Genomic DNA, 12232 nt, shown 5'->3' with positions numbered 1-12232 from the left:
GCGGCAAGTTGCAACGCCAATTCCACTCGAAGTGAGACCACCAAAGCTTCCAACGTGGCTAGGTGTAAGAAATTTTAACTATTACCTTCGTGTGAAGTATGCCACTCTAGCAATCTGCTCGCGACCTCATTATGGTTACATCAAGCGCACAATCACCAGCTGCAACACCGGAGCTGAGTGCCCAGTCGCTGCTGTCAGTCAACACCTGGCAGCAAGAACCAATGTGAAGGGAACGTCATGACTGACAACGATTCGCTCGCCGAGGATTTCCGATCAGTACCAGTTAGCGATTGGTCCGATTTGGGACAGCAGCTCTGGTCCTATCTCACTGGACGTGGGGCCGTGGTCAACTACAGTTTCATGGACATGACGGTGGAGGTCCCACGGGATATCGGACCTGATGCGCCGAGGGCAACATGGAAATTCAATGGCACAATGCGGGTGACCACCAGTGACAATGAGAGCGCTTCCGCCGCTGAATTACAGCAGTAGGCGGTGAGCCATGCGTTTTGACATTGATCTTGAGTTCTCCACCACCATGCCTGCAGATGAAGACAATGAAGCCACCGTGGTCTCGGGCAGAATCGAGGCCAGCGGGCGGGAAATTCACGTCCACACGGACAGTGCAGCACTGTTCAGGCTTGGCTCAAGGCGCCAATTGCCAGCTTTGCGGGCTGTGGCTGAAGCGTTGGCACAGCGGGGAATTACCGTGAGAATTTCCGTTCCGGAAGGAACCATTGCCAGCATCGGGGCAGTAGAAGTCTCTGCCATCCAGAAAATCATCACCAGGTCACCGCATATCAAGCTGGGCAAGGCGAGCACTTGGGCCACCGTGGTCAAGGCGCAGGGGCCTGGACGTGACAATGCAAGCCTCATGCCACCGTCCACCCCACTTCCGCTATCGCCAACTTTCCAACGGCGGTATCGAATGAAGCCCACAACCACTCATTACGCGCGAGGAGGAGGACGGCCACGCCTCATCTTTGTCCGGGACAGTGAAACGTGGGACGGCCTCCCGCCGCGCGAATATAACCTCACTTTGGAAACCACGGTGATGGGAAGCGGGGACGAAGCACACTTCAAATTACCTGACCTTGCCGCGATTCACGGGAAAATTCTTCATACAGATCAAGACGAGTACGTTTTTGTTCCGCAAGGCGATCACACTAAGGGCTCGGAACCAAGGATTCTGCGTACGGGTGCCAGAATCAACTTGGGACCGTGGCGTTTGGTCTTCTTCCGAGAGGAATACGCAGATCACGGCCGGCCATTCGGAGGACGCACAGCAGGCGAGTTTGCACACCTGCAACGGCCGCAGTTCGATCCCCGGACTGGACAGATTGAATACGACGCCATAGGTGGCCTCGGGGATTCTCGCAGACCAAAATAACAATTTCCGCCGAGGCTCCAATCATGCTCGTCGAATACCGAGACACCTAGATTACAAGCAGCCGTTGAGAGGGCTGATGCTTAACAGCATCAGCCCTCTTTCCTACGTCCGCCACGACGCTGAGACATTCTTCTGGCGGCTCCTGGGACTGCCCGCCTCGAGTCAGTGAGAGTGGCCTATTTACTTGATGAGCCCCTGCGCCCATCAGGCAGGCGTAGCGGTTTCCTCAACGTCGTCGTCCACTCCCCGGGCCGGGTCTCTTCTGGACCCTCCCCCATCCAAGGACGCAGTGGCGATCAGGCCCAGGGTCAGGAATCCGGCGGCGAAGTACGCGGAGTATTTGGTTCCGTTGGAGAAAGCTTCACGCGCAGCCTCCGCAACAGCCTGATTGGCCGGCTCCTTTTGCAGGACGCTGATATAGGCTCCTGAACTTTCCACCACTGCGGTCACAGTCTTTTCCCGCACCGTCTGGGGCAGGTTTTGATCCTTCAAGGAATTATCTAGCTGCACCGTGGCGGTGCTGAACAAAACTGTTCCCAAAATAGCGATACCCAAGGCGGAACCGACCTGCCGGGCCGTGCTTTGAGTCCCTGAGGCCTGTCCACTCTTCAACGGAGAAATATCCTTCAGGACCACTCCGGTGAGCTGTGCTGTAGCGAGCCCAACGCCCAAACCGTAAATGAACAGGAAGGGCACAAAGGTTCCCCACGGAGTGTTGGAACTGATCATCACACCCAATAAAGCCACACCAATGATTTCCAGCCCGATGCCTACCCGGACAATCGTTACCGGTTTGATCTTGTTGCCGAAGGCACCGGCAAAGCCGCTGGCCGCGAAGGATCCGGCAGCCAGCGGAAGCAACAAAAGTCCTGTCTGCAGTGCCGAATAACCCAAGACGTTCTGGAGCCAGATAGGGAGGGACAAGATGATCCCGAACTCGCCCATACTCACGATCATGGCCGCGATATTGCCGTTACGGAAGGAGGGGATGGAAAAGAGGCTGAAGTCCAGCAGCGTAGCGGCTCCCCGGCGCGCACGCGAACGTCCGTTCTTCACGAAAATGACACCAGTCAGCACGCTGATGACAAAGGCTACCGGAACCGGCGAAACCCCAAAGGGCCACGTCCAGCCGCCCACGCTGAAGGGGTTATTGACTAGCAACCAGCCGTAATTTCGGCCTTCGATCAGCCCAAAGACAAGCGTCGCGCAGGTCGCTATGGAGAGCGCCGCGCCACCAAAATCAACGGCTCTCTTGGAACTGCTATCGGAGGACTCATCCACGGACAGGAGCACTCCGATGACAGTGATGATGCCCAGCGGGATGTTGATTCCAAATGCCCAGCGCCACGAGAAGTAGGTGGTCAGCCATCCGCCCAGCAAGGGACCAACGGCTGACATGCCGCCAATTGTGGAACCCCATACGGCAAAGGCCAGCGCTCTTTCCTTGCCTCGGAACGTGGAATTGATGATGGAGAGCGTAGCGGGCAAGACCATGGCGCCGCCAATGCCCTGGAGAATACGCGAACCAATCAGCAAATCACCGCTTTGGCTCAACGCGGCCAGGACTGAGGCTGAAGCAAAGATGACGACACCGAGCAGCAAAAGTCTGCGCCGACCGAATCTGTCGGCCAGAACACCAAAGACCAATAGCAGCGCTGCGAAGACCAGCGTGTAGGACTCTTGAATCCACTGGACCTGGGTCGAGGTGACCCCCAAATCATCCACGATGGCAGGGATGGCGACGTTAACAATGGTTGAATCAACAATGATCAAGGAGACTGCAAGGCTGATAAAAACCAGCCCAATCCATCTCCTCTTCGAGCTCGTCTGCATAGTTTCCACCGATCACCAGTAGCTAGATAACTGTATATTACACTCATCTTATTACTAGCTAGGCTAACTAATCAAGAACTCGGTATTTTCGTCTTGGGGCAGGAGTCACCGACGCGACCGCCCTACCCACAGCCCATGTAGCAGCGGGATTGCAGAAGCAAACATGAGGACGTTGCCCATTACCTGACTGTCAGCTCTGATCACCGCTCCGGAGACGATCAATGCGGCAAATACGACGACGGATGCCCCACGTTGCGTGGTGCGGATCAGCCGCGCCATTTGTCGCTCCAAGCGAGGATTGGTCACCGGCAGAGAGCTTTCCTCCACCCGGGTCAGTAACGCATCCATGCGTTTGGGCAGGCGCAAGGTGAGAGATGCGACGTCGAACGCTTCCTTGGCGACGTCACGCACCAGGTTTCCGCGCTCATCACGGAGCAATTGTGAGGCAAAGGGCTCCACCGAGTCCCACAAATTGAACCGGGGATCCAAGGAGCTACACACCCCAGAGGTCAGGGACATGGCCCGAATGATGAGCAAGAAGTTCTCCGGCAGTTGGAACGGCAGGGAGCGGACTACGTCACCAAATTCCACGGCAAAATCGCGAAATTCATGCGGGTCCACATCTCGCAACTGAGCGAAACCCATCCCGCCAAACCGGGCAAAGAGTTCGGTCATGGCCCGCTCAAGCGCCGCGGTATCGGCAGACGGCACCAGCACGCCCACATCGCTGATCGCCGCAACCAGTCCCTTACCGTCACGGCCCGCAGCCGCGATCAACAGCTTCCGCAGACCGCTACGCGTCTTAGCCGAAACCTCGCCCATCATGCCGAAGTCGATGAACGTCACGGTCCAGGGGTGATCCGGCAACGGCTCGAGATTTGGCGTAATGAAGATGTTCCCGGGATGCGGATCCGCATGGAAAAAGCCATTCGTGAACAACTGCTCAAACATGATTTCGGCGAAGACGGGGGCAACCTTGGCCGGATCTATACCCGCCGCTTGGAGCCCTTGGGAGTCAGTAATCTTGATGGCCGTGACGTCTTCAAGCGTGAGCACCCGGCGCGTGGTCCGCTCCCAGACCACCGCGGGAGTGCTTACACGATCGTCGCTGGAAAAGTCTGCAGCAAAGCGCTCTAAATTGGCCGCTTCATTTAGATAGTCGATCTCCTCGCGACTGGTCTTGGCAAACTCCTCGACCAAGGCAGGCGCGTTTGCCCGGTCCGACACGAGACGCACATGGCTTAGCCAGCGGCCCACTTTGCGTAGCGCGGCTAGATCAACCTCGACGATTTCATCGATACCCGGCCGTTGCACTTTCAGCACCACAGCGCTCAGTCCCGTGTCAGCAACATCGTCGGGACGAAGCCAGGCCCGGTGCGCCTGGCCGAGGGATGCGGCAGCAATGGGTGTTTGATCCACCGATGTGAACAGCGTGTCCAGCGAGGCACCCAGCTCGGCCTCGGCCAAGTCCCGGATGGCGGCAAACGGGACAGGTGGCACCTCATCCTGCAGCCCTTCAAGTTCTGCGGTGATCTCCGGTGGGAGCACATCAAGTCGGGAGGACATGAACTGCCCCACCTTGATCATCAAGCCGCCGAGTTCCACCGCCAGGTCGTGGAATCGCTGTGCAAAGCGCCGCATCCGCTTGGCCCGATTGCGTTCGGCAATCTTGCCAAGGCCGATACGCGGCAGAACGAGTTCAAACCACCACGTCACCGCCAAATGCCATGCTGCAAACCGCAGGATCCTCCGGGAGCGGGCACGGTACTGACCGGCGCCGGGCTTTGGTTCCTTCCGACGGACCGAGGTCACCCAGTCAGTCCTGGGCGAGGATGGAGTAGAGCCGGCGTCGCGCTTCTTTGAGTACTTGAACGGCTTCCTCAACCTGCTCCGGTGAACCGGTGCGCCCCACTTGGGCCGCGGCTTGAGCGAGTTCCACCCCGGCCTTAGGCAACGCCGCGAAGCCACCACCCGATGCCGGGCTGGTGGAGTCCCAAGGTGCTTTCGTCTCAGAACTGGCGACGTCGGACCGGCCGGCTTCCGTCAACGAGTAGATTTTGCGACCGTTGGACTCTTCTGCGCTGACCAAGCCTTCATCAGCCAACAGTTGGAGCGTCGGATAAACGGACCCTGCGCTGGGCTTCCAACTCCCCTTGCTGCGCTCTTCGATTTCACGGATGATCTGATAGCCGTGCATGGGACGTTCGGCAAGCAGAGCCAACACCGCCGAACGTAGCTCGCCACGGCCAGCGCGGGTTCCGGACGGCTTCTCGAATCGCGAGCGAAACTCCTCCACGGCCTGCCACATGCCGTCAAAGTTATTGCCCATGAATCCGCCTGCAGGGAATGAATTGTGCATTTTACTCTCCTCAACCAATCGCGAACGATACTTACCGATACCTAACGATATACCTGGTTTTTTGGAAAGACAATGGATTCTTGGTGACTGGTTGGGCACTAAAAAGATGGACACTGGCGGCTGGCCATCGCGGCAGGGAGGCACTTTGGTGGAGCTAAGGAGATTCGAACTCCTGACCTCTTCGATGCGAACGAAGCGCGCTACCAACTGCGCCATAGCCCCAAACGCGTCCCGCATTGCTGCAGCTCGACGTTGTTTTTCCAGAATAAACCCGCAATGGCTCAACGGACAAAATCACGCGCGGACAAGGCGGAGCTGGCCTACGTTCAGGCCGTGGCCCGGCTGGCCAACCACTCGCCGAACCCCACTGAACCGAGTGCATGCTCTCCCCCGCCGGAACCCACAGACCCAGCAGCCAGATCAGGAAGCAAATTCTTCCCTGCTCTCAGAAATACACCGAGAGAACCCGGTAACGGCAGCGGCGTGACAACGGACTTACTGGCGGTGACCGACTTCCAGACTTGGGCCATCTGTTGCATCGACTGTGCATCCGGCCCGCCAGCAAACACTAGATGCTTTTCGGCTCCGTCACGCAACGCTTGCGTCACAAGAACTTCCGCCAGGTCCGGCGTCGAAAGTGATTGGAAGGAAATCCCTCTGAAGGCAGGGATAATCCCCACTTTGGCTCCAGCCGAGAAGATCCCAGCTACTAGGTTGTGGAATTGGGCGGCCTCCACCACAGTGGTGGGCATGCCTGATTTTTTGTAGCTGAGGGCACGCGCAGCCTGGGCCTGGTAGTACCCAGTGGCGCACTCCCCTGCGTTAATAATGGTCAGCAGCACGCATCGAAAAATTCCCGCCTTGGCCGCGGCATCAAGCACAGCGACGGACATGATCGGCAGCGCCCGCAACGCGGCCCCAGAGCGGGCATCGAGCGTTTCGATAAGAACGTCCACGCCCGCCAAGCCCGGCCTCACGCCTGTGCCTGCGCGGAAGTCGGCCGCAATATACTCGGCTCCGGCCACCCGTTTCTCAAGTGCGGGCAGATACCGGCTCAACGAGCGCACCTGATGCCCGGCGGCAACGGCATGGGCCACCACGGCCCGTCCGGCCAACCCGGTTCCTCCCGCCACTGCGATCAACACCATGGTGCTGACAGTACGCCAGAAAGGACAGCAAAACAGCCGGGCCCAAAGGACCCGGCTGTTGGAGAATCAACAAGTGTTAGGCTCTGCGTCTCTGGAGGACATCATCCAAGTTGTTCAAAGCGTACTGGCTGCGTTCTGCAACTGCCGGCGACACTGGCTTCACAGGAGCTTGGCCCTCTTCCAGCGGAGCATCCGGAACGGCTGCCACCCCTTCATGACCCGAGGCAGTTCCTACTCCGGCCTGATCAGCCTTGATGGAGGTACCGGCGGACTTTGGCGCCTCCGGCAGATTCAGGGGCTTCTCCAAGCTCAGCGCTCGAGCGGCCGTCACATAACCGGGAACGGGAACTTCAACGGGCTCCCAGGTTTCAGTTTCCAGTTCGCCTTCGGCCAGCGTCTGGGTATGTGCCAGTTTGGCATCGGCGCTGCCCTTAGCAGCCACGCGCATGGCTGCCGCGCGCAGTTCTTCAGCCGTGAGCGGTTTCTGTGCAGGGGCGGGTTCGGCACCCTCTGCGCGGTCAAAAAGTGTAGTTTCCCGAGGCTCAGGGGCCTCAACAGTGGACTCTGCAGCCTCAGCCCGAGTCGCAGCCATGGCCGCACTGCGGGCGTTCCGACGTGATGTCTGATCACGCACAGCGAGGAAGCGAAGGGCTACAATGACGCCAGCAAAAACTGCCAAGGAGGTCCAAGCCAGAGCCTGCGAGCCAAGAGAGAAAACGTTCAACGCGCCTGTTATGCCAGCGGTCAAGAGCGCCAGTAAACCCACACAGGCAAAAAGCGTCCTGCCCCATCGGATGCTTAGCGGTTTCACTGCTTCCGAGGGCACAGCGGATGAAGGTCCCGGCTCCACGTGGGTGTGGGCGTCGGAAGTAATGCTTTCCATTGACGTCTCCTGCAACTGCTGGATTGGGTGGACCGACTGCGCGCGTCCGGCCACATTTCAACCCTAAAGGGGAAACATGCCCCTTCCAGCATTACTGCCGGTGTGTCGTCACCCAAGCCGTAAAAACTGTCATTTCTTACGTTGTGGGACGCACGGAGTGTCACCAGCCATACTCTGCGTGCTAGCTACGTAGATATGTGCGAATCCTGACGGACGGACTCATCGAGCCAGCCAGCGGGCCAGAATCCCTTCAGGGACTTCCTCGGCTGTCAGGGCGAAACTACGGTGATCTGCCCACCGACCATTGATGTGCAGGTACCGCGGACGCAATCCTTCGTCACGAAAGCCTAGCTTCTCCACAACGCGGAGGCTTGCAGCGTTTTCCGGGCGAATGTTAATTTCCATCCGATGCAGCCCCAGCGTCTGAAAACAGTGGTCGGTAGCCATGGCAACGGCCGTCGGCACTATGCCCCGGCCGGCCCGATCCTGGTCCACCCAGTAACCCAAGGTTGCCGACATGGCCGATCCCCAGACAATCGAGGAAACGGTCAGCTGCCCAACAATGGCCGGTTTGGACAGCCCCGGGAGCCGCTCGGTGATGATGAACGGCAACGCCGCAGCGGCCTTGGCTTGCTGGTTCAGGACGCGAACCATCCCCGCATAAGTGGGGAGTTGGCTCGGGCCCGCGGGGCTGCTAGCCTCCCAGGGTTCCAGCCACGCCGCATTACGCGTGCGGACTCGTGTCCACTCCCCCTGATCGCGAATCTTGATGGGGCGCAGGATCAAATCGCCGGATTCCAGCGTTACTGGCCAGATGGCCCGTCCCCACACGAAGTTAGGCCTGAAGATCGGCTGTGAACTCGCCCAGCCACTCACGCAGATCCGCACCCAGCTCTTCGTTTTCGCAGCCTAGGGTAACAACGGCCTTGAGGTAGCTGAGCTTGTCGCCGGTGTCGTAGCGGCGTCCGGAGAACACAACACCGTAGACGCCACCGCCTTCGCCTTCCATGGTGGCCAAGGTCTGCAGCGCATCCGTCAGCTGAATCTCATCGCCACGTCCCGGAGCGGTGTTCTCCAGAACCTCGAAGACGGCCGGGTGTAGGACGTATCGGCCAATAACTGCCAAGTTCGACGGCGCATCCTCCACTGCGGGCTTCTCCACCAAGTGGTTGACCCGAACATAGTCTTCGCCTTCGATGACAGTCATGTCGGCGCAACCGTAGGAAGAAATCTTGTCCTTTGGCACCTCGATTAGGGCCACTACCGAACCGCCGGTGCGTTCCTGTACCTCGATCATGGTGGTCAAGAGTTCATCACGCTCATCGATCAGGTCGTCACCGAGCAGAACTGCAAACGGCTCGTTGCCCACGTGAGTCTTGGCACGCAACACTGCGTGACCTAGGCCCTTGGGGTCACCCTGGCGGACGTAGTGAATCTCGCCGAGGTCAGTGGCGTGCTGCACAGCTGCGAGGCGTTCGGTATCGCCCTTTTCCTGCAGCAGGAGCTCGGTGACCGGAACGCGGTCAAAGTGATCTTCCAGAGCGCGTTTGTTACGGCCCGTGATCATCAAAACATCAGTCAGTCCGGCGCTGACGGCTTCCTGAACCACGTACTGAATGGCAGGCTTATCAACAACGGGCAGCATTTCCTTGGGCATAGCCTTGGTGGCAGGCAGGAATCGGGTGCCCAATCCGGCTGCAGGAATTACCGCTTTACGTACATGCTGTGCAGAAGTCATGCCCCAAGGGTAACCGAACTCCCCCAAAATTCCTCGCTACTGTACGTTGAAGGCTGTTACCTCACTCTGAATGGATGGGTCTCATGATCATGGACAAAGCTGCGTTGCGTGCCCACATTCGTGCCCGACGCCGGGCAGGCGCCTCTCTCGCCTCGACGGCCGGCACGGTTGATTTAGATGGCGCCAAGTTGTCTAAGATCACACTGGAATGGCTTGCCATGTTGCACGATGGGCACCCGGGAGGTGTTGTCTGCGCCTACCTTTCAACCGGTCACGAACCGCCCACCCACAGCCTTCTCATCGCTTGCACGGAGGCTGGCTACACGGTCTACGTGCCCGTTTGTGAACCCAACTTCCAGCTCAGCTGGGTGCAATGGCACCAGGATGCCGAACTCGTCAGAAGTTCTTTGGCACCAGTCATGGAGCCTCGCGGTCCCCGCCTCCCGTTTGAGTCACTGACGGCCGCGACCGGCGCAGCATCCAGTGAGTCGGGGTCGGCCGCGTCGGAATCGACCGGGTCGGGGTCGGCCGCGTCGGCTATACGGGCCGTCATAGTTCCGGCTCTTGCTGTAGATACTGCAGGAGTGCGGCTTGGCCAAGGTGGCGGCTATTACGACAGGTTTTTGCCCCGCGCCGCCAAGATGCCTCTGGCCGCCGTGGTCTACGACGAGGAATGCGTTCCGGCTGGTTCGCTACCGCACAACACCTTGGATATGCCCGTGGGTTACGCATTGACACCGTCGGCGTGGATTCGGCTGGGAGCCGGCAAGGAAGCAACGTGAAAAAGCTCTGAGAAGCGCAAACTGGGGAAATCAGCGGCTGCATAATAGCCGGACATGTAGCCCGACAACCCCTTTCTGGAACTTACGGGAATGTTAGCCAGCAGCTAAGCGTTTTATCCTCGGTGATAGAATTCAAAAGTAGGGACCATGAATTGGCAACCGTGCAGTTGTCAATGAGCAGGGTCCTGACGCATGTATCCAGGAGGAACTTCAGTGCCCATGTACGCCTACGCCTGCAAAGATTGCGGCCACGCTTTTGACATTCAGCAGTCCTTTACCGAGGACTCGCTGACGGTCTGCCCCGAATGCCGCGGCACCCTGCGCAAGAAGTTCAATTCCGTAGGCGTGGTGTTCAAGGGATCAGGTTTCTACCGCACCGATTCGCGCAGCACCTCCAGCTCCGTTCCTGCGGCGGCTACAGCCGGCTCAACGTCAGGGTCCAGCGCTACCTCAGCCACTGCAGGATCGTCCAGCACGGGCGATTCGAGCACTGGAACATCCAGCGCTTCCAAGACACCTGCCACTGCCAACGCGGGCAGCTAACACCACGTCTTCTGCGCCCTGTTCCCTCACAGGAACCGCAGTACCCATTGTTCTCCACAATCTGGTGCCTGACCCTTTTTTCGTGCTGTCAGAATCTCTAGCGTGGATTCATGAACAAAGCATCATCCCCCACTCACCCCCGGAATTACCCGGGGCCTTCCTGGCAGTGGAACAGCGGGTCTAGTAGCTCCGCGCGTCCCAACGTTCTCCACAGGTTGAAACGGACAGTCAGGCGTCGGCGACGCCTACTAGCAGCGCTGCTTCTCTGCCTAGCTGCCGCCGTTGCCGTTGCGCAACTCACACCATCACGCCCGGCCACCGAACAGATTCTGGTGGCAGTCCGTGACTTGCCAGCTGGGCACGCCCTGACCAGCAACGACGTGAGAATAGCGGCGGTTGCCCGAGGCATGATTCCGGACGGCGCCTTTACCGCGTACCAAGCCGGCATCCTCGAACTACGCCAAAGTCCGAGCCAGCCTCTGAGTCAGGCGTCAGAGCTGGCTCCAAGCCCGGCACAGGATCTGGGGCCGCCACAGGAGTCACTACCGGAATTTGGTGACCCAGCATCAGCCCAGTCAGCATGGCTGGGGCGCCAACTTTCCGGTCCGGTACGCCGCGGAGAAGTCCTCACCGACGCCTCACTGCTAGGCAATGAACTACTGATCGGTTCGCTCCCGGGAACACAGGCTGTCCCCTTGCGGGTCAGCGATCCAGCTACACTCACGTTGTTGAACCAAGGCCAGCTGGTGACAGTGGTGTTAAGCCGCTCAGAAGCCATAGATGGTCCAGTACAAAACGAGATCCTGGCCAGCGCCGTCCCTGTCCTTTGGACACCGAAACTGGCCGAATCAAACAGCACCCTGCTACCCGCCCAGAACGTGGAAGGGATGGTGGTGGTGGCCGCGTCGGCTAAACAAGCGCTAGAACTTGCAGGGGCCAGCACACAGGGAAAAGTCTTTTTGATCCTGGTACCGCAAGACGGCAGCCAAACAGTTACGGGGAGCCCCGATTAGGGCCCGGTTGCCCCACATTCAGGATCGAGAAGCCTTCACGGCTACGAAGAATTTACTGGGTTCAGGCAAATAGCACAGAGCCACTGCCAGCGCACCAAGAATCACTTGGGCAAGAGTAGTAAACCCCTCCGGATAGCTGACACCCACCAGTTGTATGACTGTCAGCGCCACCAACACACCCGCACCCAACCGTGCCCATGATCGGCCCTTGCGTAGGTAGACGCCGAAGAGCACATAGGCACCAACTGTCACCAGCCCGGCCATAACCACTGTCAGGACACCCATGTTTTGGAGCGAGTTCAGGCTTGGCGCAGTACCGGTCATGGTGGCGATCTGCGCTTCCAAGGCAGCTCTGCGCTCCGCCGAAACCGAATACACCAGAGCAGAAATTGTGGCAATAATCTGCATGAGTGCTGCAACACCCAAGAGACATGCCGCAACGGTAACGAATGGCGGTGTAACAGGTCTGGGAGTCCCGGACTTATCGTCGAGGAAGGCACCCCGCCTCGGGAATTTTGGCAGAGTGGCCATGGTGGTCCTTAC

The 12232-nt window shown here is 58.8% G+C and carries 13 protein-coding genes and 1 tRNA gene; 5 read left to right on the top strand and 9 right to left on the bottom strand.

All coding sequences use genetic code 11. The features are described 5' to 3' along the window. The first annotated feature begins 237 nt into the window (after positions 1–237). Together AS189_RS05775 and AS189_RS05770 are read left to right on the top strand one after the other, a co-directional pair. Positions 238–492, top strand: a complete 255-nt coding sequence (locus AS189_RS05775) for a hypothetical protein (protein ID WP_062286714.1) — start codon at positions 238–240, stop codon at positions 490–492. 10 nt (positions 493–502) lie between these two features. Next, positions 503–1390, top strand: a complete 888-nt coding sequence (locus AS189_RS05770; protein ID WP_082634098.1) for a hypothetical protein — start codon at positions 503–505, stop codon at positions 1388–1390. A 204-nt stretch (positions 1391–1594) separates the two neighbouring features. Here the strand turns inward: AS189_RS05770 and AS189_RS05765 are convergent, their stop codons facing one another. The 8 genes from AS189_RS05765 to galU all read right to left on the bottom strand — a co-directional run bounded on the left by AS189_RS05765 (position 1595) and on the right by galU (position 9351). Further along, positions 1595–3223 carry an MFS transporter gene (locus AS189_RS05765; RefSeq protein ID WP_062286713.1) on the bottom strand — a complete coding sequence of 543 codons (1629 nt, stop codon included), beginning with the start codon at positions 3221–3223 and terminating at the stop codon, positions 1595–1597. A gap of 105 nt (positions 3224–3328) precedes the next feature. Continuing rightward, positions 3329–5035, bottom strand: coding sequence for an ABC1 kinase family protein (locus tag AS189_RS05760; protein ID WP_062286712.1), 1707 nt, complete (start codon positions 5033–5035; stop codon positions 3329–3331). 4 nt (positions 5036–5039) lie between these two features. After that, a complete protein-coding gene (locus AS189_RS05755; RefSeq protein ID WP_062286711.1) occupies positions 5040–5582 on the bottom strand; it encodes a PadR family transcriptional regulator in 543 nt (180 codons plus the stop codon). Positions 5583–5728: 146 nt separating this feature from the next. Continuing rightward, positions 5729–5804: transfer RNA gene (locus AS189_RS05750), tRNA-Ala, on the bottom strand. A 104-nt stretch (positions 5805–5908) separates the two neighbouring features. Next, positions 5909–6730: an SDR family oxidoreductase gene (locus AS189_RS05745; RefSeq protein WP_062286710.1), complete on the bottom strand. Its 822-nt coding sequence runs from the start codon at positions 6728–6730 to the stop codon at positions 5909–5911. 76 nt (positions 6731–6806) lie between these two features. Beyond that, the gene (locus AS189_RS05740; protein ID WP_062286709.1) at positions 6807–7613 is read right to left on the bottom strand and encodes a hypothetical protein; all 807 of its coding nucleotides are present in this window, start codon (positions 7611–7613) and stop codon (positions 6807–6809) included. A 219-nt stretch (positions 7614–7832) separates the two neighbouring features. Beyond that, positions 7833–8444 carry a GNAT family N-acetyltransferase gene (locus AS189_RS05735; RefSeq protein WP_062286708.1) on the bottom strand — a complete coding sequence of 204 codons (612 nt, stop codon included), beginning with the start codon at positions 8442–8444 and terminating at the stop codon, positions 7833–7835. A gap of 4 nt (positions 8445–8448) precedes the next feature. Further along, complete coding sequence (gene galU / locus AS189_RS05730) at positions 8449–9351, bottom strand: UTP--glucose-1-phosphate uridylyltransferase GalU (RefSeq protein WP_062286707.1); 903 nt, start codon at positions 9349–9351, stop codon at positions 8449–8451. Between the two features lie 83 nt (positions 9352–9434). Between galU and AS189_RS05725 the strand changes: the two genes are divergently transcribed. The 3 genes from AS189_RS05725 (at position 9435) to AS189_RS05715 (ending at position 11689) form a co-directional block, all read left to right on the top strand. Continuing rightward, complete coding sequence (locus AS189_RS05725) at positions 9435–10133, top strand: 5-formyltetrahydrofolate cyclo-ligase (protein ID WP_062286706.1); 699 nt, start codon at positions 9435–9437, stop codon at positions 10131–10133. Between the two features lie 213 nt (positions 10134–10346). Then, on the top strand, positions 10347–10676 hold the full coding sequence (locus AS189_RS05720) for an FmdB family zinc ribbon protein (protein ID WP_062286705.1): 330 nt from the start codon (positions 10347–10349) through the stop codon (positions 10674–10676). A gap of 110 nt (positions 10677–10786) precedes the next feature. Continuing rightward, entirely contained in the window at positions 10787–11689 is a 903-nt protein-coding gene (locus AS189_RS05715; RefSeq protein WP_129587166.1) for an RcpC/CpaB family pilus assembly protein, read from the top strand. A gap of 18 nt (positions 11690–11707) precedes the next feature. Here the strand turns inward: AS189_RS05715 and AS189_RS05710 are convergent, their stop codons facing one another. Then, a complete protein-coding gene (locus tag AS189_RS05710) occupies positions 11708–12220 on the bottom strand; it encodes a hypothetical protein (protein WP_129587165.1) in 513 nt (170 codons plus the stop codon). Positions 12221–12232 lie beyond the last annotated feature (12 nt).

The organism is Arthrobacter alpinus, assembly GCF_001445575.1.
GTDB classification, from domain to species: Bacteria; Actinomycetota; Actinomycetes; order Actinomycetales; family Micrococcaceae; genus Specibacter; species Specibacter alpinus_C.
Note: the sequence above shows the minus strand (reverse complement) of the source record. Positions and strands in the feature narration are given on the sequence as shown.